The organism is Flavobacterium sp. 28YEA47A, from assembly GCF_041262125.1.
GTDB lineage: Bacteria > Bacteroidota > Bacteroidia > Flavobacteriales > Flavobacteriaceae > Flavobacterium.
The window spans coordinates 339552-363666 of sequence record NZ_JBGCCI010000004.1 but is presented as its reverse complement, the minus strand read 5'-3'; the positions used below and the strand labels follow the sequence as shown (position 1 = coordinate 363666).

General features: G+C 37.2%; 17 protein-coding genes. 8 read left to right on the top strand and 9 right to left on the bottom strand.

Features of this window, described 5'->3' with window-relative positions; genetic code table 11:
• Positions 1 to 20: 20 nt before the first annotated feature.
• The 8 genes from ABH942_RS07945 to panC form a co-directional block, all read right to left on the bottom strand.
• Positions 21 to 1991, bottom strand: a complete 1971-nt coding sequence (locus ABH942_RS07945) for a transglycosylase domain-containing protein (protein WP_370030823.1) — start codon at positions 1989 to 1991, stop codon at positions 21 to 23.
• Positions 1992 to 2109: 118 nt separating this feature from the next.
• Complete coding sequence (locus tag ABH942_RS07940) at positions 2110 to 3327, bottom strand: DUF3999 family protein (RefSeq protein ID WP_370030821.1); 1218 nt, start codon at positions 3325 to 3327, stop codon at positions 2110 to 2112.
• Positions 3311 to 5602, bottom strand: coding sequence for a DUF2339 domain-containing protein (locus ABH942_RS07935; RefSeq protein ID WP_370030820.1), 2292 nt, complete (start codon positions 5600 to 5602; stop codon positions 3311 to 3313). Before ABH942_RS07935 ends, ABH942_RS07940 begins: the two co-directional genes overlap by 17 nt.
• A gap of 53 nt (positions 5603 to 5655) precedes the next feature.
• The gene (gene radA / locus ABH942_RS07930; protein WP_140000961.1) at positions 5656 to 7020 is read right to left on the bottom strand and encodes a DNA repair protein RadA; all 1365 of its coding nucleotides are present in this window, start codon (positions 7018 to 7020) and stop codon (positions 5656 to 5658) included.
• Between the two features lie 4 nt (positions 7021 to 7024).
• Complete coding sequence (locus ABH942_RS07925) at positions 7025 to 8167, bottom strand: alpha/beta hydrolase (RefSeq protein ID WP_370030818.1); 1143 nt, start codon at positions 8165 to 8167, stop codon at positions 7025 to 7027.
• Between the two features lie 67 nt (positions 8168 to 8234).
• Entirely contained in the window at positions 8235 to 9197 is a 963-nt protein-coding gene (locus ABH942_RS07920; protein WP_370030816.1) for a YbhN family protein, read from the bottom strand.
• A gap of 7 nt (positions 9198 to 9204) precedes the next feature.
• A complete protein-coding gene (gene panD, locus ABH942_RS07915; protein WP_370030814.1) occupies positions 9205 to 9555 on the bottom strand; it encodes an aspartate 1-decarboxylase in 351 nt (116 codons plus the stop codon).
• Positions 9556 to 9575: 20 nt separating this feature from the next.
• Positions 9576 to 10424, bottom strand: coding sequence for a pantoate--beta-alanine ligase (gene panC, locus ABH942_RS07910; RefSeq protein WP_370030812.1), 849 nt, complete (start codon positions 10422 to 10424; stop codon positions 9576 to 9578).
• A 107-nt stretch (positions 10425 to 10531) separates the two neighbouring features.
• Between panC and ABH942_RS07905 the strand changes: the two genes are divergently transcribed.
• The 8 genes from ABH942_RS07905 (at position 10532) to ABH942_RS07870 (ending at position 22860) form a co-directional block, all read left to right on the top strand.
• Positions 10532 to 11338, top strand: coding sequence for a glycogen/starch synthase (locus ABH942_RS07905; RefSeq protein ID WP_370030810.1), 807 nt, complete (start codon positions 10532 to 10534; stop codon positions 11336 to 11338).
• Between the two features lie 19 nt (positions 11339 to 11357).
• The gene (locus ABH942_RS07900) at positions 11358 to 12965 is read left to right on the top strand and encodes a DUF4270 domain-containing protein (RefSeq protein WP_370030808.1); all 1608 of its coding nucleotides are present in this window, start codon (positions 11358 to 11360) and stop codon (positions 12963 to 12965) included.
• Positions 12966 to 12977: 12 nt separating this feature from the next.
• Entirely contained in the window at positions 12978 to 14822 is a 1845-nt protein-coding gene (gene glmS, locus ABH942_RS07895; RefSeq protein ID WP_370030806.1) for a glutamine--fructose-6-phosphate transaminase (isomerizing), read from the top strand.
• A gap of 119 nt (positions 14823 to 14941) precedes the next feature.
• Entirely contained in the window at positions 14942 to 17746 is a 2805-nt protein-coding gene (locus ABH942_RS07890; RefSeq protein ID WP_370030804.1) for a carboxypeptidase-like regulatory domain-containing protein, read from the top strand.
• A gap of 33 nt (positions 17747 to 17779) precedes the next feature.
• Entirely contained in the window at positions 17780 to 19384 is a 1605-nt protein-coding gene (locus ABH942_RS07885) for a G-D-S-L family lipolytic protein (RefSeq protein ID WP_370030802.1), read from the top strand.
• A gap of 229 nt (positions 19385 to 19613) precedes the next feature.
• Complete coding sequence (gene atpD, locus ABH942_RS07880; protein ID WP_370030800.1) at positions 19614 to 21125, top strand: F0F1 ATP synthase subunit beta; 1512 nt, start codon at positions 19614 to 19616, stop codon at positions 21123 to 21125.
• 82 nt (positions 21126 to 21207) lie between these two features.
• Entirely contained in the window at positions 21208 to 21489 is a 282-nt protein-coding gene (locus ABH942_RS07875) for a F0F1 ATP synthase subunit epsilon (protein WP_370030798.1), read from the top strand.
• Positions 21490 to 21714: 225 nt separating this feature from the next.
• Positions 21715 to 22860 (top strand): aminotransferase class I/II-fold pyridoxal phosphate-dependent enzyme, encoded by a 1146-nt coding sequence (locus ABH942_RS07870; RefSeq protein ID WP_370030796.1) that lies wholly within the window; start codon positions 21715 to 21717, stop codon positions 22858 to 22860.
• Here ABH942_RS07870 and ABH942_RS07865 read toward each other — a convergent pair.
• Positions 22844 to 23935, bottom strand: a complete 1092-nt coding sequence (locus ABH942_RS07865; protein ID WP_370030794.1) for an AI-2E family transporter — start codon at positions 23933 to 23935, stop codon at positions 22844 to 22846. The two genes, ABH942_RS07870 and ABH942_RS07865, sit on opposite strands and share 17 nt — an antisense overlap.
• Positions 23936 to 24115: the final 180 nt, after the last annotated feature.

Sequence of the window (24115 nt, the reverse complement as noted above, 5' to 3'; positions counted from 1 at the left end):
ATTTCAAGCCCAGAGGTTATTTAAAAATCAAACTCTTCATCAATCCCAATTGAATCTACCGCAGTAGAATCCGGAACTTTTATTCTTAAAAAGGAACGGGCGGGTCCTGTAATTTCTACAGGGAAATGTTTTTGTAGCGTATCATCAGGAGTGAGTAATCCACGACGGATCATCAGATTGGTCATGTATTCATTTCGCTTTTCCGCAAAAGATTTTAACTTTCCCTGATTGTCAAACTGCCACATAAAACCACGTGGCCTTGGAACGATACTTGCCAAGAATAACGATTCGTTTAGGTTCAGCTGTGACGGATGTTTTCCAAAATAAAAATGGGCTGCTTCTCCAATTCCATAAACATTAGGTCCCCATTCTATGATGTTGAAATAGACTTCCAGCATTCTTTCCTTGCTGGCAATACGGTTGTTTTCCAGAATATAAACCAGAAGAATTTCTTCCAGCTTGCGCGAAAGTGTTTTTTCTCTTGTCAGGAAAACGTTTTTGATTAATTGCATGCTGATGGTACTGGCACCACGTGAAAAACGTTTGGTTTTAATGTTTTTGATAATAGATTGCTTGAATGCCTCATTGATAAAACCACGATGCGAGAAGAAAGACGGATCTTCAGAAGTCAGTACTGATTTTCGGATATAAGGAGAAATCTGATCCAGCGGAGTATAGTTCGGATTTGACATGCCGACTTCTATTTGTCGCTGTCGGACACCGTTTATGATTGCCCTATAAGCAAAATCGCCGTTGAGCTTGCTGAGGTTGGCTTCGCCGTATTTCGTGATTTTTAGATTTTCTTTATCTAGTTTGCTGTCAAAAACCAATTCGCTCGGTTTGTTTTTGTTGTACAGAAAATCCAGATCATAGCTAAAGTTTCCTTCAGCTTCCATACCTTCAAAATTGGTGAAAAGCCCTTCAGGAAGCGAAACGATAAAATCCTGAGCTTTCATTTTCGGGATCTTAACTTTTAGCGCATAAATCTGATTTTTATCTTCCTTGGTCTTTTGATAAAAAACATAAGGAGAAAATTTCATCTTGTTTAGGGTAACTGAAGATGTACTGTCAATTGCAATAAAGTCTTCACCAAAAAGCAGGTTATAATCGAATTTAGCCTTTTTTATGACTACGTCTTTGGTTGCAATTTTTGGATGGTTTACGGTGAAATTAACGATAGAAGTAAAGCCGTCTATATGGAGCTTGCCACCATCCATTTCAATATTGGAAACATTCAGGCGAATGGAATCAAATCCCGCTTTCATATTGAATCGTTCATCAATATAGGGAATGCGGATTTTTCCGGTATCGAGATTAAAAAAGCGCAGGTCTGTTTTTTTATGTCTAGGATCAGCAAAACCTTTGATTTTCCAATTTTGCTGAAAGTTATCGGCCGTAACGCCAATCGAAGTTTCGAGTTCTTTGTCTTCCAATCGGAGTTTTTTCAAATCCAGATTTACTTTCCTTCCCATATCGTCCATACGAAGAGAAATGTTTTCCAGATTCATATCGGTCGGAACCAAATTCAAAGCCTGGTTCAGCAAACGATAGGCTCTTTTGGCATAATTCGTTTCAATGTTTGTCGTGTCTTCGTTGGATTTTCTTTTCAAAAACGCATCAAAGTTGCGGCCATTTTCATCTTTCACCAGTTGTATGAAGCCATTTTTTACATGAAGTGTTCCTAATTGTACGTCGCCCGTAAGCAACTTCCAGAAATTAATATTGGTTTTGATGCTTTCCACATTAAGAAGCGTGTCGGCATGTTTTGGAACCAGCAGGACATGTTCTAAGGCAACACCTGAAAAGCCTTGGAAAGAAGCTTTTTTTATAGAAAAATTACTGTCGTATTCGTTTTCCATCTTATCAGAAACCTTAGCAATTGCCTTTTGCAATATGGAGTTTCTGAAAATAAAGAATGTGCCTATGAAAAGCACAAAAAGCACGCCGATTATTTTTGCGGCAAGTATTGCTTTTTGTTTTCTGGATCTCATTTAAGATTTCTTGGTTTATTTAAAAAACAAATATAGCGGATTAATGGAAAACCGAAAGTCAGATAAAGACTAATTAACAGTTAAACCCAATCCAATTGTGTCATTTGGCAAGAATGTATTATTCTTTGAGCATCTTAAAAGTGAAAAAGGCCAACACAACAATAATAATTCCCATTAATACCCACAGCCATATTTTGTTTTCAAACAGCGGTGATTTTGTTTCTGTTTGGAATTCCGGATTTAGTTCTTCTTTTGAAATGGAAATTAGGGATGGATTTTTTGGAATATTTTCTTCAAAATTTTCAATATCATAGGATGGTTTTCCTGCCTTTTTATTTCCGTAAAACAGACTGTAGTCTGCTTTTTCTGTAAAACGGGCAATCAGGAAATAAATGGCATTTTTGACTTCGACTCCTTTAATATCTAAAGGTTGGTTGCTATTGTTTTCAATTGTGATTCTTAGTTTTTTTGCAAGGCTGTTTCCTACAGAAAAGCCTTTTTTCTCTAAAGAACTTAGAGTTCCCTGAGTAAGGATGTCGTAATTGTAGTGCCAGCGGTCTTCGATTTTTACACTGTCACGTAAAATCTCAACCGTTACAGGTCTATAATAATCAAAAGTAGTCCCAATATCGATCTTAATCGAAGATACAGGAACTTTATAGGCTAATTCTACTTCGATTATGGATGTCTTTTTCTTTTCGTCTATGGATTTTTTCAGGGATTTAATAGTAGCAATTTTAAAGCTGCCTTCATCTTTTTTCTGTTCCCAGATTTTTGCTTCTGTCAGTTTTGGCTGTTCAGACGCCTTGATTTTTATCCGATAGAATTTATATTTTGAATCTGAAAAATCAACCTGTGTAAATTTATAATCGGTTTGGCTGTTTTTTATAGAAAGTATCCGATAGTCTTTTTGGATTAAAAACCATTCGGTTTGGTTATTACTTGCTTCCAAATCCAATTTCCAGTCAAAATTTTCTTGCTCAAAAGCCAGTTTAATCTGATTGATTTCTTTGTTTTGGGACAATTCAAACGTATAGAAATAGTCAGAATTTTTATTGGAAACATTAATCATCTTAAATGGAACCGCGACTTCCGAAATTCGGTCTGCTGATGTTTTTAAAATGTAAGGTGTTTCAATTTTATTATTTCCGAATATTCTCAGATCGGAAAAATCACCGTTGAATTTACCAAAAGATTCTTCCGGTAGGATGATTTTATGCCAGGTATCTGAAACATTTTCCAACGTTCTCTTGTATTGGAAATCTTCTGTTTGTGAAAAAGATTTCAGGCATAAAAAAAGCATCAGGACTAATCCTATTTTATTTTTTGTCATCATCAAGAATCAGATGTTTGTATTTGTTATATAAGAATGAGATTACCAAAAGCAGTATACCAAGCGATACAAAAACAATTGTTTTTCGAATGGTATTTAAATGCACGATATCGTAGAAGAACAATTTCAACAATGTAACTCCAAAAAGAACGATGGCTACAATTCGAAGATGCTTTTTGCCTTTCCAGATTCCGTAGCTAATAAGAAGCAGCGAATAACATCCCCATAAAATACTTAATCCGAGTTTGTTGTTTTCGTAAATATTGAAAGCATTTAGCCAAATCAGCATTTCAGCACTTAAGATCCAGATTATTAAGATCGAAAAGAAGATGTCAAATAACTTTCTGTTTTTTTCTTGTCGGTTAATGAAATAGATATAGATTCTATAGACAAAAATTGCCAGAATTATTAATGAAATGTAATGAACTATCACACCAAAGAACCCTGCTGACGCATAATTTGTTGGATTCATATAACTATGTATCAGGCTGGCTTGGGCATATAATCCGGTAGTGATAAAAAGAAATAATGTAAGTCCCGAAATAACTAATGCTGTGATTTCTAAAGCAGTATCCTTGATTTTCTTTTCAATTATAAAGAAGATGGCGGAAAGATATAAAAGTGTGAAATTTAATATCCAAACGGTCTCATAATCCATGAATTTCTCATTATAGAGGGTATATCTTTCTGCATAGCCATTCCCTGTCGTGTCGACTTTTGAAGCCAGGTATTTCAAATCCCAATAATTGCTGATTTCCATTTGGATTGCCTTATACAAAACAAATAAGAAAACACCCGGTACGAAGTAATTCATTAACAATACATGGAACTTTATCTTAGTATTTTCTTCTTCCCTGAATTTTCTTTGTAAGTGAAAAATAAATCCGAATGCTATGACAAATAACAAGGCGTTCAAGAAGTCCGGATTGAAAAAAGGAGTAGTATCCCTATAATTCCACCAATCTTCAATCAGGCTAAAGAAAGCCAGAAGCATTACAACATAAGAGAGGTTTTCGTAGAGCGGTACTTTTTTGTTTCTTCCTAACCAGAAGAGCAAAGTAGCTTGGAAAGCCCAAGACAAGGTTACCCATTGTCCATTTAATTGAATTGGGATTGCTATGGTGATGAATGTCAAAACAAGGCCTAGTATCAAATAAAACAGACTTTTATCGCCTAGTTTTTTCTTATAAATAAGCGTGCTCACTCCAAAATGAATGATTGCATTTAGTAACGTGAAAAGACCTAAATAATTTGTGGCAACCGGATGGGCGTTTAAAATCCCAATTCCGATTCCGTAAAAGATAAAAGAGTTTGAAAGAACAGAAAAGATATCTTTTGCTTCGTAGTTTTCTTTTTTGATTAGTTTGTAAGATAAGAATGCAGTATAGAAAATGGCAAAGAAAATAAATAAGAAAGTCAACCCTATATTGAAGTGTAAATTGACTTGGAAACTGGAAAAATACCAACTTGCAAAAATCAGCCAGGTCGCGAAAAAGGAAGTCAGGTTGAGCAATCGCCAATATTTTTTGAAAGCTATAATCAGGATTCCAATATTGATTAGCGTCATATAGGAAAACAGTATCAGTACTTTTCCGGAACCGTCACTTAATAAGAATGGCACGGAATAAGCGCCCACTAATCCGATGATGGCAATGACCTGCTGGTCGTATTTTAATGCGGCAAAGACTGTAAAAACAGTAAAAATTACCATGATTATAAAAGCCAGCGATTGGGGCATTAAGCCATATAAACTGTAGGCAAGAAACGTAATAAAATACATAATTGCCATAGAACCGCTGAGCAAAACAGCACTAAAGCTTTCAAATTTCTTTTTTAATTTTAAAGCAAAGCCTAATAATCCAAGTCCCATTAAATAACCTAAAATGATTCGGGTTAACGGACTTATCAATTCGTTGTCAATGGCATATTTCGCACCAATTCCAACTCCTATTATCAGGACAAGAACACCTATTTTGTTAATCAGATTTTCACCAATAAATTTCTCCCAGTTGGATGGCTTTTTAATTTTTGGCTCTGGTCTTGCGGCAATAGGTTTTGGAGCAACTCGGGTTTGCTGATATACCCTTGGTTTTTCAGGAACTGGCTGTTCCTGCGTAAATGAAACACTTTCGACTTTAGGAACAGGAGAAGTTTCACGCTGTAATGATTCTATTTCTTTTCTCAGGTCTGAGATTTCCTTTTGAAAGCTGTCTTGCCTTTGGATTAGGAAATCTAGTTTCTGATGAAGCAGGTTGATTCTATCTTGATTGTCAGCCATAAGTTTCAGATTATTTATTTTAAAGATATATAAAAAACGATAACAGTTTGTTATTATCCAAACAATTCACTTACTACATCTTCAATTTTTGAAACCAGACGGACTTTTATAAAAGTATTTTTAAGGGTGATTTTGTTGTATTTTGAAACAAAAATGGTTGAAAATCCTAGTTTTTCTGCTTCCTGGATTCTCTGATCTACCCGATTGACAGGACGTATTTCGCCAGAAAGCCCTACCTCGCCTGCAAAACAGAAATCTTTGCCTACAGGAATGTCTTCATTAGACGAAAGTATGGAAGCGACAACAGCCAGGTCAATAGCAGGATCGTCTACAGAAATACCACCGGTGACATTCAAAAAAACATCTTTGGCACCTAGTCGGAAGCCTGCCCTTTTTTCCAATACGGCCAAAATCATATTGAGTCGCTTGGCATTATATCCTGTGGTGCTGCGCTGCGGAGTTCCGTAAACGGCAGTACTTACCAGTGCCTGTATTTCAATCATTAAAGGACGCATTCCTTCCAGAGTGGTTGCAATTGCAGTTCCGGAAAGCTCTTCTTCTTTATGAGAAATTAAAATTTCGGAAGGATTCGAGACTTCTCTCAATCCTGAACCTTGCATTTCATAAATTCCCAATTCGGCAGTTGAGCCAAAGCGGTTTTTGAGTGAACGTAATATTCTGTAAATATGATTCCTATCGCCTTCAAACTGCAATACCGTATCCACCATGTGCTCCAGTATTTTTGGGCCGGCAATATTTCCATCCTTTGTAATATGCCCAATCAGGATTACAGGAACGTTGGATTCTTTGGCAAATTTTATCAGTTCCGCCGTAGTCTCCCGAATTTGAGAAATGCTTCCAGCTGAAGATTCAATATAATCAGTGTGAAGCGTTTGTATGGAATCGATGATTACGATTTCCGGTTCAATGGCTTCAATCTGCTTAAAGATATTCTGCGTTTTTGTTTCCGTAAGAATATAGCAGTTGTCATTTAGGGGATTGATTCTTTCGGCCCTCATTTTTATCTGCTTCTGGCTTTCTTCTCCGGAAACATATAGGGTACGGTAAGGTAATTTTAAGGAAATTTGGAGTAATAATGTACTTTTTCCTATACCGGGCTCACCACCCAAAAGAATCAGTGATCCGGGAACAATACCGCCGCCCAATACGCGGTTTAGTTCGCCATCTCTGGTATCAAGACGGATTTCTTCTGCGCTGTCAATTTCATGGATTCGTAAAGGCTTTGAAACTCTTTTTGAATCGGGTGAAACGGCACTTCTCCAATCCTTTTTGTCTTCTTTCTGGATTATTTCTTCAGCAATAGTATTCCATTCCTTACAGGAATTACACTGGCCTTGCCATTTTGAATATTGGGCACCGCAGTTTTGGCAGAAAAAAGACGTTTTTGTTTTTGACATACAATTATTTGCTCTTCATTTCGTCTGCTTTTTCAAGCATCATATCTTTTGTCAGGTCGCCAATCTCATTTTTAGTATAGGCATTTTGGTAGGATTTGAAAGCCTTTTTATACTCGCCCGTGTGTTCATACATCATGCCTAATTCGTAATCTGCCAACATGGCTTTTGGGTAGCTTTTTTTGGCAAGTCCTGATAATTTTTCAAATTCGGTATATGCCTTGTTCTTTAAGATTGCTGCTTCGATGGCTTTGAAATCATTGACACGGATAGGCATTTTTATTCCTAATGATTTTTCAATAATTTCATATTTGTTTGCCAGATAATCTACATAACCGCTAGGAAGCGTTGCAATTTTTTCTTGAAATTCTATCGTTGAAATAGGCTGGTATGCTGAGAAAATCTGATAAAGCGCATTAGGAATTGCATACGGTACTAAAGAGTAGTGAGTTGCATTTTTAAACTCGTCAAAACGGTAATTCAGGTTTGGGTTGCTGACCTTCTTTATGTTTTCATCCAGATCTTTAATTCTTTTCTGCATTTTTTTCAAATCGCCGTCAGCAGTAGCCTGATAATAGAAGATAGGTTGTTTTAAAACTGCCAGTCTTTCTGCAATTCGGGTTTCCATTTCCGGAGCAAATTCCGGGCTAAGCGAAATATAGGCGTTAAACAAAGGCTGGTCTTTATAAAGATAAAAATTTAAAAACCCTGCGGTAGTGTCATGTCCTGCAATTACTCTAAAAGGAGCAATTCGGTATTTTTTCTCAAGGGCAGGAATCAGTTCTGAGCCAATAAATTCATAGAAACGGGAACCGCCTTCTTCCGGAAGTCCGCTTTCTTTGTCAAATTGGCTGTCGATGAATCGTTCTCCTTTTCTATTTTGGCTGATACCTACAATAATAGCAGGAGGCAGGTCATCCCAATAATTAGCGTAGGATAAAGTTCCTGAAAAAGCATCAAAAAGATATTCGCCGTCCAAAAGAATCAAAAGCGGAAATTTTCTGTCAGGTTCTTTTTCATAATTAGAAGGAAGTGAAATCGTAATCTGGCGTGTGCCGTTAAGTTTTTCTGATTTTACTTCTTCAACACTTTTTTGGGCAAACAAACTAAAAGAAAAAATGCAAAAAGCAGCAGTAATGAAATTCTTCATTAGTAAGAGTTTTAGGGTTTACGTTAGCTGAGACGGAAGGCCTCTAATAGGAAAGCAAGATAGTAATTTATTTTTTCCTATTCAGAATCGGCAAAAGCAAAAACGAGAGCCCTCCTAAAATAATTATCTGAACAGTTTGTGAAGTCCAGATAATCCAGCCGAAAGCAGTTCCGGCTTCTTTTGAAATTCCGTATAAAGATAAAATCCCGGCAATTAGAACCGGAAAAACACCAAATCCTCCATTAGAAAAGGAAATTGCAAGACTGCCAATTACAAATGCGGTTACAACCACACCAAAACTAATGCCGCTGGTTTCATCCAATGCAAAAATAGCAGTGTAGAAAGTCAAAACGTAACCAAGCCAGATTATAGCAGTGTAAAACAAGAAAGGCCATTTTTTTTCCATTCTCCAAACGCTAAGAAGACCTTCTGTTAGTCCGGAAATCTTTCCTTTAATCATCAGAATCCATTTTGATTTTGAGTAGATAAAAAGAAGAATTGCAGAAAGGAAAATCACAAAAGCGATAATGCCGTAGACCAATAATTTTTCTACGGGTATGGTGTTTAGAAGAAAGGTTTTTAAAACATCAAACTGTAATAAGACAGCGGTTGCGATGAATAGTAAAAGGATTATAAAATCAACAACTCTTTCAGCAATAATACTTCCGAAAGCTTTGTCAAAAGGAATGTCTTCGTATTTTTTTAGTACCAAAGCCCGTGAAACTTCACCTGATCTTGGGATTGTCATATTCATAAAATAAGCAATCCAAACGGCCATGAAATTATTTTTAAACGGAGAATGATATCCCATGTGTTCCAGCATGAATCTCCATCGATAGGCTCTTGCGGCATGGCTTATGAATCCAAAAACTAAGGCTATAAGAATATAAGTATAGTCTGCATTTCTGAAATAACTTTTCATTTCTTCCAGTTGTTCAGGAGTAAATGAATTATAGGTATATATAGTCAAAAAAACTCCCAATAAAATTGGGAGGAGTATGGATAGTGTCTTACTGATTTTTTTCTTCAAAAATTTTCTAAGTTAAGGAGTTGTCCTTCTCATTTGGGAAAACAAGAGTTGGTTTAAAGGACTTTGCTTCTTCAAAATCTAAAATTCCATAGGAAATGATGATGATGATGTCGCCTTTTTGAACCATTCTCGCAGCAGGACCGTTTAGTGTAATCTCGCCGCTGTTTCTGTTTCCTTTGATAGCGTATGTTTCTAATCGCGCACCATTATTGATATTGACAATAGAAACTTTTTCTCCTTCAATAATATTAGAAGCCTCCATCAACGCTTCGTCGATTGTGATGCTTCCGATGTAGTTTAAATCTGCTCCAGTTACCGTAACGCGGTGAATCTTGGACTTAACAACTTGAATTTGCATGATGCAAAGGTAATTATTTTTTAATTCAATGAAATATTATCTATCAGTCGGATACTGTTAATAAAAACAGCTATGAAAGCGCGGTACTTTTTATCATTGTCTTTTTTATCTATAGGCAATAATTGATCCTCGTCAGCAATTTGGAAATATTCCAGTTTGAATTCAGGATTTTTTTCAAAAACGCTTTCTACCCAGTCAGTAATATCTTTTGCACTTTCCGTGCCAAACTTTTCTTTGGCAGTCTTTAATGTTTTGTATATCAGGGAAGAATCTTCTTTTTGCTGCGGAGTAAGTCTTTCGTTTCGGGAACTCATGGCAAGTCCGTTACCTTCTCTATATATTGGACAACCTATTACATTTACAGGCATTTGATGCTTCTCGACCATTTTTTTTACGATCTGCAACTGTTGAAAATCTTTTTCTCCGAAATAGGCATTGGTAGGATTTACGATTTCGAAAAGCCGCTTGACAATAGTGCCTACACCGTCAAAATGTCCGGGTCTGTGCTTGCCTTCCATCTGATTTTCGAGTCCGCCAAAGTCAAAAGCCTTTGCTATGGTCTTTCCTTCATAGATATCGTCTACGCTTGGAGCAAAAATGATGACATCATTATTGACAGTTCCAATTTTTTGAGTGTCTTTTTCAAGAGTTCGAGGATATTTTTCAAGATCTTCAGGGTTGTTAAACTGTGTCGGATTTACAAAAATACTGACTACAGTTACCTGATTTTCTTTAAGTGATTTTTCAATCAGTGACAAGTGTCCTTGGTGTAGAGCGCCCATTGTTGGGACAAACCCAATAGTCGTATTTTCTTTAGTAACCGACATTAAATGTTTTTTAAGGTCTTCTTGTCTGTTGAAAATGAGCATCAGCTTAAGATTAAATTGAGTGCAAACTTACCATTTTTGTTAATAACTCCATAAATTTTTGTAATTTTGCATGTTTTTATATGCAATAAATAAAAGTTCAAAACAATATGGAGGATAAGAGGATATTGTATGTATCATCTGAGGTAGTGCCTTATTTGGCTGAAAATGAAGTGTCTATAATGTCGTATGACGTTCCAAAAATGATCAATGATCAGGGAGGGCAGATTAGGATTTTTATGCCTCGTTATGGAAACATAAACGAAAGAAGACATCAGCTACACGAAGTTATAAGGCTTTCGGGGATGAATTTAGTGGTGAACGATTTGGACATGCCGCTAATTATTAAAGTAGCCTCTATACCAAAAGAAAGAATCCAGGTTTATTTCATCGACAATGATGAATATTTTAAACGCAAGGCAACTTTTACAGACGAAGAAGGAGTATTGTATCCGGATAATGATGAAAGAGCCATCTTTTTTGCAAAAGGAGTCGTGGAAACAGTAAAAAAACTGAATTGGGTGCCTGATATCATCCATGTGCACGGTTGGTTGGCCGGAATGCTTCCTATCTATATGAAGCACTATTATAAAGATGAGGCCTTGTTCTCTGAGACGAAAATAGTAACTTCTGTTTACAGTCAGGGCTTTGAAGGGAATCTTGATATGGAGATGATGAAAAAAGTAGCCTTTGATGGAATTCCAAATGAGTCTATAGAATATCTGGCAGAACCTAACTACGAAAATGTAATCAAAGCTTCTGTAATGCATTCAGATGCAGTCATAATCGCTTCAGAAGACCTTTCTTCAAGTTTAACAAAATTTATAGAATCATCGGGAAAACCTTTTTTACCTTTCGCCACGAAAGATAAGTTTGCAGAAGCTTATACTAATTTCTATAGAAATCAAGTTTTATAAAAAACATTCAAAAAAAAATATGCTTAATAATTCGACTTTTAAGAAGCTTCTTTTTCTTATCGTGGGTACCGGGTTCCTGATTTCGTGTGATAGCGAATACAATTCTATAGGTGCTGATATTGTAGACGACAATGATCATTTTGGATTTATAAAGAATGATGGGGCGTCAATAGTAGCTTTTAGCCAGAAAACGAATGCGGTGCAATCAAATAACCTTCCAATAAATCCATTGGGAGTGTTTGATAACGGCATTTTTGGAAAAACTACAGCCAATTTTGTCACACAAGTGGAATTAAAGACAGAGAACCCTACTTTTAGAGAAGTGCCTACGGTAGATAAGATAAAATCTGTGGTCTTAAATATTCCATATTATTCTACCCATATCGAGACTAAAAGTGATGGGAGTAATACCTTTGAGTTGGATTCAGTATATGGAAACATAGAAAACAAATTAAAACTTAGAGTTTATGAGAATGGGTATTATTTGAGAGATTTTGATCCTAGTGGCGGTTTTACCGATGCTCAGAAATTTTATTCTGATCAGAATGCACTTTTTAATAATGCTAAAGGACAACAATTAAATGATTCTGATTTTGCTGAGCAAAATGATCTTTTTGTTTTTAGTCCTGATGAGCTTGTGACTAGGGTAGATGGGAAGACTACGAGAGAAATTCCTGGAATGAGGCTTGATTTGAACAAACAGTTTTTTTATAATAAGATTATTGCTGGAAGTAGTAATTTGGTTAATAATAACGTCTTTAAAAATCATTTCAGAGGTCTTTATTTCCAAGTGGAAGAGATTTCCGGAAGTTCATTGGCTCTGCTCGATTTTTCAAAAGGAACGATAACTATGACTTATGAAGATAAGAAAATAAAAATCGTAAACGGTGAAGAAGTAGATGATGGTGTTCAAGAAAAGACACTCATTCTTAATTTAAAAGGGAATTCCGTAAGTCTGTTGGATTATAGTCCAACTGCAACAAGCCAGTCTTATGATAATTTGGTAGGGAATCCTGTTACGGGAGATCAGAAGCTTTATCTAAAAGGAGGCAATGGCTCTGTTGCGATGATTGATTTATTTGGAGGAGGAAACTCTCAAGAGTTGGAAACATTGCGAGCGCAGGCAATTTCAGGGAATTGGCTTATTAATGAGGCTAATTTGGTGTTTTATGCTGACCAGCCTGTAATGCAAAATAATTTTGAGCCAAAAAGGATTTATGTATATAATGCAAAAGATAACCGTCCGTTAACCGATTATCTTTTTGATGTTACGACTAATGGAGCGAAACCTAAGTATGCAAAAAGAATCTTTGATGGAATGGCAAAATTAACAGGCAATTCTGATGATACCAATAGAAGGGTGATTCAATATAAAGTAAGGATTACAGAGCATATTAAAAACGTCCTGTTTAAAGATTCTACAAATGTGCGACTAGGTGTTGCTGTTACAGAAGATATTTCAAAATCAACCAGCCTGTCGCTAAAAACGCCACAGCCGGCTTTTACTAAAGTACCTCTTTCTTCAGTGATAAATCCGCTGGGCACGGTGCTTTACGGAACTGTTCCGGTGCCAGCAAACGAAAACAAGCGCCTTAAGCTTGAAATTTATTATACTAAGCCTAACTAATACGAAAGAATTATGTGTGGAATTGTTGGATACATAGGTCATAGGGATGCCTATCCTATAATTATCAAAGGATTAAAAAGATTAGAATATAGAGGTTACGATAGCGCTGGAATCATGCTTTATGATGGTGAATCCATGAAAGTAGCTAAAACCAAAGGCAAGGTTTCTGATCTTGAAGAAAAAGCAAAAGAAATTACCCAAAACGGGAATATAGGAATTGGACATACACGTTGGGCTACTCACGGTGTTCCAAACGATGTGAACTCTCACCCGCATCTTTCTAATTCTGGAGATCTGGTAATTATCCATAACGGAATCATAGAAAATTATGAACCGCTAAAAAAAGAGCTAATCAAAAGAGGGTATGTTTTTAAATCAGATACGGATACTGAGGTATTGGTAAATCTTATTGAAGACGTACAGAAAAAAGATAATCTAAAATTAGGAAAAGCAGTTCAGATTGCCTTGAATCAGGTAGTAGGAGCTTATGCTATTGCTGTTTTTGATGTAAAGAAGCCTGACGAAATTGTTGTTGCCCGTTTAGGAAGTCCTTTGGCAATAGGAATTGGCGAAGAAGAATTTTTTATTGCTTCAGATGCTTCCCCATTTATAGAATATACATCCAATGCCATTTATCTTGAAGATGAAGAAATGGCTATTGTTAGAAAAAATAAATCTATCAAGGTACGAAAAATCAAAGATGATTCATTGGTGGATCCTTATGTTCAGGAATTGCAGATGAATCTTGAACAGATTGAAAAAGGAGGCTATGAGCATTTTATGCTGAAGGAAATCTATGAGCAGCCAAATGTAATCAAAGATACATACAGAGGAAGGCTTTTGGCAAATAAAGGAATTGTTCAAATGGCTGGTGTTGAAGATAATATTGAAAAATTCCTCAATGCAGAAAGAATCATTATTGTAGCTTGTGGAACTTCATGGCATGCCGGATTAGTTGCCGAATATATTTTTGAAGAATTTGCAAGAATTCCTGTTGAAGTGGAATATGCATCTGAATTCAGATATAGAAACCCAATTATCAATCCGAAAGATGTGGTTATTGCGATTTCTCAATCTGGGGAAACGGCAGATACGCTTGCGGCAATTAAACTGGCAAAAGAAAAAGGAGCCTTTGTTTTTGGAGTTTGTAATGTAGTAGGTTCGTCAATTTCACGCGAAACACATGCCGGTGCCTACACTCATGCCGGTCCTGAAATTGGAGTAGCTTCTACTAAAGCATTTACAACCCAGATTACGATCCTGACATTGATATCGCTTCGCCTTGCTAAAGCAAAAGGAACGATGTCTAACTCAGATTTCCATAGATATCTTCAAGAATTGGAGGTTATTCCTGAAAAAGTAGCAGAAGCATTGACTACAAACGATATTGCCAAGATGATAGCTTCTATTTATAAAGATGCTCCGAATTGTCTTTACCTGGGAAGAGGTTATAATTTCCCGGTAGCATTAGAAGGTGCTCTAAAACTAAAAGAGATATCTTATATCCATGCAGAAGGGTATCCAGCTGCGGAAATGAAACATGGTCCAATCGCTTTGATTGATGAAAAAATGCCGGTTATTGTTGTGGCTCCAAGGCAAGGACATTACGATAAAGTAGTGAGCAATATTCAGGAAATCAAATCGCGAAGCGGAAAGATTATAGCAATAGTGACAAAAGGAGATACTCAGGTTAAAGAATTAGCTGACCACGTTATCGAAATTCCTGATACAGCAGAAGCATTGACGCCTTTGTTAACAACAATTCCTTTGCAGTTATTGTCGTATCATATAGCTGTGATGAGGGGCTGTAATGTTGATCAGCCACGAAATCTGGCAAAATCTGTAACTGTGGAATAGTTAAATTTTTATATAAAATATTATCAAAAGCGAGAAATTTTCTCGCTTTTTTTATTGATACCATGCATGCATATTAAATTTATTTGTAATTTGGCTATATAAACTAACAAATTCAAACCATGAGAGTGTATCTTATTATTTTGTCATTGCTTTTCTGTGGAGCAGCCTTTGCCCAGAATTCAATTTCAGGAGTCGTTACTGATGAGACCAATCAGCCGCTTCCCGGAGTAAGCGTTAAGGTAGTTGGAGAGTCAACATCCACGGTGACGGATGTTGAAGGGAAATTCCTTCTTAGGCCAACAAAACAACCCCCGTACATGGTCGAGATTTCGAGCGTTGGTTATGCTACGCAAGCTATCGAAGTTAAGACGTCAGGACAAAAATTAGAAGTGCAGCTTTTGAATCAGGAAATTAATCTTGATGAGATAGTAGTATCGGCTTCTAGAACACCCGAAAGAATTTTGGAATCCCCGGTAACCATTGAAAGAATGGGAATCAAGGATGTCAAAAATACTTCTTCGGCAACTTTCTATGATGGTTTGGAAAACCTGAAAGAGGTGCATTTTAACACTAGTAGCTTATCGTTCAAATCTATCAACACCAGAGGGTTTGCTACTGTTGCTAACACCCGTTTCATGCAGTTAGTTGATGGGATGGATAACTCTTCGCCGGCTTTGAACTTTGTTTTAGGAAACCTGATTGGTCTTTCCGAACTTGATGTACAAAGTGTTGAATTGCTTCCGGGAGCATCTTCTGCATTGTATGGAGCGAATGCATTTAACGGAATCTTGTTCATGAACAGTAAAAGCCCGTTTGATTATGAAGGAATAAGCGTTTATGCCAGATATGGTAAAACGAATCAGAAATTGGCTGGAACCAATGATTATTATGATTTTGGTATTCGTGCGGCTCATAAGTTTTCTGATTATTTTGCAGCCAAAGCAAATTTTACCTACCTGAGAGCTACAGAGTGGATTGCGGGTGATGAAAGAAGTATGACAAATGGAGGTATTGGCCATGCAGTCAACCAAAACTATGACGGTTTGAATATTTATGGAGATGAGGTAACTACGTTTATTCCAAATGTAGGGCAAGTGAGTCGGACAGGTTATTTTGAAGAAGATATCAATGACAATTCAATCGAAAGCGTAAAAGCGGATTTTTCATTACATGTAAAGCCAATGAAAGATGATTTCGAGATAATCCTGCAGCACAAAGTAGGTATCGGAAGCACAATTTATCAAGGAGCTAACAGATATAGATTGGAGAATTTCATCATGCAACAAAGCAAGCTGGAAGTTAAAAACAGAAATTTCTTTGTTAGGGCATATATGACTACAGAAGATGCCGGAGATTCTTACGATATGCGTTTTGCGGCATGGAATGTTAACAGAGCATGGAAGTCAGATCAGGAGTGGTTTACTAATTATGCAACAGCTTATCAGCTTTCAAGTGCTGTTATGGGAGCAAACACAACGCAAGCTGCCGGAATTGCAAGACAATATGCAGATTATAATCAACTACCTGCGGCATTAGTCGGACTGCCTCAATTTGCTACACCACCAACCGGAGGACCGAGATTTATGCCGGGATCGCCAGAGTTTAAGAACGCATTGGCAACGGTAATACAAAATCCGGATCTTACTAAAGGGGCAAAATTTATCGACCAGTCACAATTATACCATGTAGATGGAAACTACAACTTCAAAGAAATCATACAGTTTGCTGAGATCCAATTGGGAGGTTCATTTAGAAGCTATAAATTAGATTCTCAAGGGACAATCTTTACAGATTTTGACGGGCCAATCAGATATGATGAATATGGTATTTATACTCAGGTTCAGAAGAAATTCATGGACGACCGCCTGAAATTTACAGGTTCGATTCGTTATGACAAATCTCAGAATTTTGACGGACAGTATTCTCCAAGAGTCTCTTTCGTATATTCTGCCGGAGAAAGAAAAAATCACAATTTCAGAGTGTCATTCCAGACAGGTTTCAGAAACCCTACAACTCAGGATCAATACATTGGTTTGGATTTAGGACCGTTTGCATTGGTGGGTTCTGCTAAAGATAACTTAGACCGTTTTGTCGAAACTTTAAATGTAAGTCCGGCTGGGCAGCTTATCCCTGGTGTTGGGCCTACAGTAAATTTTTCGGGTGCTAAAGCCTATAATTCTGACGTGTATTCAGTGCCGTCAGTACAGGCGTTTGCATTATCGCAAAACCCGGCCGATTTAGAGGTTGTAAATATCAAATTGGTAAAGCCGGAACAAGTAAAAGCATTTGAAGTAGGTTACAAATCAGTTACTGATAATGGTATTGCTATTGATTTGAATGCTTACTATAATATTTACAATGATTTCATGAGTACCTCCCGTGTAATTGTTCCTTATTATGGAGTAGTAACAGCGAATCCGGCTTCTGACTCAAATGTGGTTCAGGCTTTATTGAATGGTGACCGCAGAGTATACCAGGTATACACTAATACTACAGAAAATGTAACTTCTTTAGGTTTTGGTGCAGGATTGTCTAAAAAAATCTATAAAGATTTTGAATTTGGAATCAATTACAATTACGCTCAGTTTGATTTTGACCAGGCAAAGGATCCTTCTTTTATAGCTGGTTTCAACACGCCTAAGCATAGAGTAAAAGCCTCTCTTGGGAACCAGAATCTATTCAAGAATTTCGGATTTAACCTTAATGCAAGATGGAGTGATGAATATTTATGGCAGTCTTCTTTTGCTGACGGTATGATTCCGGCGGTGACGGTTTTTGATGCTCAAATGAATTATGCAGTTCCGTCTATGAAATCGATATTTAAAATAAGTGCATCGAATCTTTTTGGAAACGATTATCTTCAGGTGATTGGAGCTGGACGAATCGGACAGCAGTATTTAGTTTCTTGGATTATCAATCCTTAAAAAAATCAAGGCTAACGTTATAAAAATACAATTATGATAAAAAATTTCAAATGGCTGCTTTTAGCTTCGTTGAGCTTAAGCATTGCCTGCTCAGATGACGACTCGGATTCTACAGGACAAGTTCCTGTTTCGCCGGGATCAGCCGATTTTTCAAAATATATTGCTTTAGGTGATTCTTTTGCGGCTGGATATAGTGATAATGCACTGTTTAAAAAAGGTCAGGAAAATGCATATACTACCATATTGGCACAGCAATTTCAATTAGTTGGTGGAGGTGCATTTGCGGTTCCTTATATGAATGATAACATTGGTGGATTGTTATTTGGTGGAACTCCAAATCCTTCCTTTGGACCAAGAATTTATCTTCAAGGGTTTTTAAATGCTTCAACACCAAATGTGCAGCCGGTGACTGGACCTCCAACAACAGAGGTTTTTTCACATTTGACAGGATCGTTCAATAATCTTGGTCTTCCAGGAGCAAAAAGTTATCACTTGTTAATTCCTGGTTATGGAAATCCGGCAGGTTTGGCAACGAACCCGCCTACTTCAAATCCATATTTTGTGAGATTTGCATCTGCACCGGGTACATCGGTTATTGCCGATGCTGTTGCTCAAAGTCCGACCTTCTTCTCTCTATGGATTGGAGGAAATGACGTATTGGGCTATGCAAGTTCAGGAGGAGTTGGAGTTAATCAAACCGGAAATCTAAATCCCGCAACTTACGGCTCAAATGATATTACAGATCCTACGGTTTTTGAAAATGCTTACAATAATTTAGTAAATACATTAACTGCAAATGGTGCAAAAGGAGTAGTGGCAAATCTTCCTTATATCAATACGCTTCCTTATTTTACGACAGTTCCTTATAATCCGGTTCCGGCTTTGCCGCCGGCTAATGCGGCGCAGCTAAATCAGATTTTTGGGGCAATCAATCAGATTGCTGCTGCGGGCAATATGCCTGCCAGATTTAGTGTCCTAACAGCTGATGATGGTAATCCTGCAACTGTAGAAGCGACTAATCCGCTACTTATTATTGATGAGACTTTGCAAAACCTGGCTACGCCAATAGCAAGTGCGCTGACTCCGGTATTGGGAGCGCAAACGGCAACTTTCGTGGGGAATTTATATGGAAGAGCACGCCATGCGAAAAAGGTGGTGCCTACACCACAGAATCCTGATGTAGTGCCTTTTGTTGATTATGTACTCTTGCCAACAAGAGCTCTTATAGGAACAATCCAGGCTGGTGTGCCGGCTCCTTTCAATACGGTAGGTGTGACATATCCGCTTCAGGATGGTGCCGTATTGACCAATGCTGAAGTAGCAGAGGTAAGGACGGCTACTGATGCATACAATACTACTATCCAAAACGCAGCTAGTACCAAAGGCCTGGCGCTTGTAGATACAAAAGCGATAATGACGCAACTGCTTAATGGCGGAATTCGTTTTGGAAACTATCATATGACGGCCAGCTATATCACCGGAGGAACGTTTTCTTTAGACGGGATTCATCCATCAGCAAGAGGTTATGCATACCTGGCAAACCAGTTTCTTAAGGCTATAGGAGCGACATACGGCTCTTCGATTCCGGAAGTTAATCCTGGAAATTACCAGATCCAATATCCGCAATCGCTGAACTAAAATAAATTTGTAGAATATAAAAGCCATTGTGCGAAAGTACAATGGCTTTTTTGTTTTCGGAATTCTGCATACTTGTTGTCGTAATATTCATTAAACAGACAATCCTATATTTTTTTCGTATTTTTTTATAAAAAGATTATTAAATTTTCATTTTTAAAACTATCTTTGCGCTCTGAAAAAAGAGGTGTTTTTCATAAACCTAAATAGCTATTTAATAAATACATAAGTAATGTCAAAAGTAATAGGAAAAGTTGCTCAAATCATTGGTCCGGTAGTTGACGTAGTTTTCAACGGAAAGGATGTTGAACTTCCAAAAATTTATGATTCGTTAGAAATCACTAAAAAAGACGGTACACTACTAGTACTTGAAGTACAGTCTCACATTGGAGAAAACACTGTTCGTACAATCTCTATGGACTCTACAGATGGTTTAAGCAGAGGCTATGAAGTTGTTGGTACAGGAAACCCAATCAAAATGCCGGTAGGTCCAGATGTTTACGGTCGTTTATTCAACGTAATCGGAGATGCTATCGATGGTTTGGGAGATTTGCCAAAAGATGGTGATAACGGATTGTCTATTCACCGTCAGGCACCAAAATTTGAAGATTTATCTACATCTTCTGAAGTTTTATTCACAGGTATTAAAGTAATCGATTTGATTGAGCCTTATGCAAAAGGAGGAAAAATTGGATTATTTGGTGGTGCCGGTGTTGGTAAAACAGTATTGATTCAGGAGTTGATTAACAATATTGCAAAAGGTCACGGTGGACTTTCAGTATTCGCAGGAGTAGGTGAAAGAACACGTGAAGGAAATGACTTACTTCGTGAGATGTTGGAGTCAGGAATTATCAAATATGGTGAGGAGTTCATGCATTCTATGGAAAATGGAGGATGGGACTTGTCTAAAGTTGATAAAGTAGGAATGAGAGAATCTAAAGCAACTTTCGTTTTCGGTCAGATGAATGAGCCACCAGGAGCTCGTGCTCGTGTAGCACTTTCTGGTCTTTCAATCGCTGAGTATTTCCGTGACGGAGCTGGTTCAGATCAAGGAAAAGACGTTCTTTTCTTCGTTGACAACATCTTCCGTTTTACACAAGCAGGTTCTGAGGTATCAGCTCTTTTAGGACGTATGCCTTCTGCGGTAGGTTACCAACCAACATTAGCAACAGAAATGGGTGCGATGCAAGAGCGTATCACATCTACAAATAAAGGATCTATTACATCTGTACAGGCGGTTTACGTTCCTGCGGATGACTTAACAGATCCGGCTCCGGCAACAACGTTTGCCCACTTGGATGCAACAACAGTATTGTCTCGTAAAATTGCCGAGCTAGGGATCTACCCAGCTGTGGATCCGTTGGATTCTACTTCAAGAATCTTGACACCACACATTTTAGGTGATGAGCACTACGACTGTGCACAAAGAGTAAAAGAGATTCTTCAAAAATACAAGCAGTTGCAAGATATTATCGCGATTCTTGGTATGGAAGAGCTTTCTGAAGAAGATAAGCTATCAGTATCAAGAGCTCGTCGTGTTCAACGTTTCTTGTCTCAGCCTTTCCACGTAGCAGAACAGTTTACAGGTATTCCAGGAGTTTTGGTTGATATTAAAGATACTATCAAAGGATTCAACATGATCATTGATGGTGAATTAGACCACCTTCCAGAAGCAGCTTTCAACTTGAAAGGAACTATCGAAGACGTTATCGAAGCTGGACAAAAAATGTTAGCTGAAGCTTAATAAAAATTATGAATTACGAATTATGGATTAGGAATTTCTAATCGTAATTCGTAATTTGAAATTCATAATTAGAAAGAAAACTATGTATTTAGAAATTATATCGCCAGAAGCAAAATTATTTTCAGGAACAGTGACTTCAGTTACGGTTCCGGGTGTTGATGGAGAATTCCAAATGCTGAATCATCACGCTGCAATTATCTCTATCCTTGCAAAAGGAGATATTAAAATTGCTGCTGACAGCTTTAATTTTCCAAAAGAAGCAGAAGGCAAGTTCTTTTTAGGAAACGATAAAAGATATCATTTGTCGATCGAATCAGGAACATTAGAAATGAACGACAATAAGATCAATATTCTAGTAGAATAATCTGATTTTATTCCAATATAAAAGCCCGGCAATTGCCGGGCTTTTTGTTTTGCGTCTCTGCGCCTTTGCGTGAAAATAATTGCTCGCAAAGGCGCAGAGACACAAATAGATTTTTTGGAGTAGGTATTCTTCATGTTTTATACTATTTGATGTAAATTTCTTATACGCGGAAATGCCTAAGCACATGACTTTCAAACAGCATAAAAGTTGCTTACATTTGCCAATATGAAACGCTTCTCAAAATCATTACAACAAAAAATTGAGCAAAGGAAACAGAGCAATTCGTTTAGGGTCTTGCCTGAGCCAAACAATTTGTTGGATTTTGCTTCTAATGATTACCTGGGATTTTCAAAGTCTGAAATAATCTTCAAGCAGACACACCAATATCTTCTGGATCACGGAATAATTCAAAATGGTGCTACGGGTTCGAGACTTTTATCAGGCAACCATGCTCTTTATAAAGTGTTAGAAGAACATATTGCCCGTTTCCATAACTCTGAAACTGCATTAGTCTTTAATTCAGGCTATGATGCTAATTTGGGTTTTTTCAGTTCTGTTCCGCAACGTAATGATTTTATTCTGTATGATGAGTATAGCCATGCCTCGATACGGGATGGGATTCGGCTTTCTAATGCCCGATCGTTTAAATTCGGACATAATGATCTGGATGAATTAGAAACTTTGATTTTAAAATATAAATCAGAAAATTCAGAGATTTATATTGTTACGGAATCTGTTTTTTCTATGGATGGTGACTCGCCAGATATAGAAAAACTTGCTCGGATTTCAGAGCAACACGGCTGCTTTTTGGTTATTGATGAAGCCCATGCTTTAGGTGTTTTTGGAGAAGCCGGCCGCGGATTGATACAAGATTTGGGCGTGCAGGATAAGATTTTTGCCAGAATCATGACTTTTGGAAAAGGATTGGGTGCACACGGAGCTGCAGTTTTAGGCTCTAAAGAGCTAAAAGATTTCCTTATAAATTTTGCACGGAGCTTTATTTATACAACTGCCTTGCCGGCTCATTCTGTAGCCGGAATTTTAATCGCCTATAAAAATCTGGAAACCCAAAAAGCAGAAATCGAAAAATTGCGAAATAATATACTGCATTTCAATCAGGAGAAACAGCGCATAGGTTTGAAACCGGTGTTTGTCCGGAACAAATCAGCCATACAATCAGCCATAATACCAGGCAATGAAAAAGTAAAAATGATTGCAAGAAAATTGCAGGAGAACGGATTTGATGTCAAAGCAATTCTTTCGCCTACAGTACCAGAAAATCAGGAAAGGCTCCGGTTTTGCCTCCACAGTTTTAATACCGGAGAAGAAATTACGAAAGTTTTGGAAACGCTAGCTAACTGCTTGTTTTAGGCTTTTGGCGCTTAAACCATTGTGCGTCTTCTTCTCCAAACAGATAGGCATACGGTTCTGTGTCCGGACTCAATTCAAACAGCTTTTTTAATATAGCAATTGTAGGTATAATCAGGATCATTCCTACTACTCCCCAAATTGCTCCTCCAATCAACAACCCTAAAAACGTGACAAATGCATTCAAATTTACATTGGCGCCTGTAATTTTAGGTGTCAGGAAACTACCTTCCATAAGTTGGATTATTGTAAAAGCCACTATAACTGCAAAAGGATAGAATAAGCTGTCCTTGGTTAGCAATGCATAAACAAACGGCATTAAGGCACCCATAAATGGCCCTACATAAGGAATAATGTTCAGCAGTCCGGCAATCATTCCAAAAAAGATGGCATGCTTGATTCCTAAAGCAAATAAAACAGCCGTATTTACGATTCCTAGAATAATCATTACTTTTCCGGCGCCTATAATATAAGCATGGACAATTTTCCGCATAGAAACCATATGCTCCATGAGTACTTTGTTACGCTGTTTATCAAATACCTTCGTAACAAAAACCGCAAGGTGATCTCTGTAAATCAGTAAGAAAAAGATAAAAACCGGCAAAAGGATAATGTTGGACAAGGTTCCGATTGTGGTGAAAAGTAGCTCAGATAAGTTTGTGTTTCCGGACTGGATAAAATCCATGACTTTTTTCATCTGAAAACCATTTCCCATCCCAATATCATAACCAATGAATTCTTGAACACTTGTATTTATTTTTATAGCGAAATTATTCAGACTTTCTTCCATATTTGTTTCCACGTCATTTGTAAAACTCTGCAATTGAGAAACAATAAAGAAAATTAATCCTGAAGCTAAAAGTATAATAACAAGCAGCGCGATAAATGCACTCAGTGACCTTGGAATTTTCCATCCTTCGAGACGATTGCAAAATGAAGTCATGAGCATGGCTATATAGCCTGAAACAAGTAAAGGAACCAGTATTGCCTTGGCCATTATCATAAAAAAAATAATTATGATAATCAGTAAGGAAATATAGACGGTTTTTATGTAAGACGGGACTTTTGCTACGGGCATACTGTTCAGGTTATGAAGTTATTTCTTTCAAATTTAGCAATTAAAAAAGCGGTTACTTTCAAAAACTATAATAAAATCTTACGGAATTCACATGTTTTGAGGCTATTATAAGAGGAGAAATTATAAATTGTAGGTTTGTCGGGGAAATTAATCTCATGTCGTACCTTTGAAACTATTCAA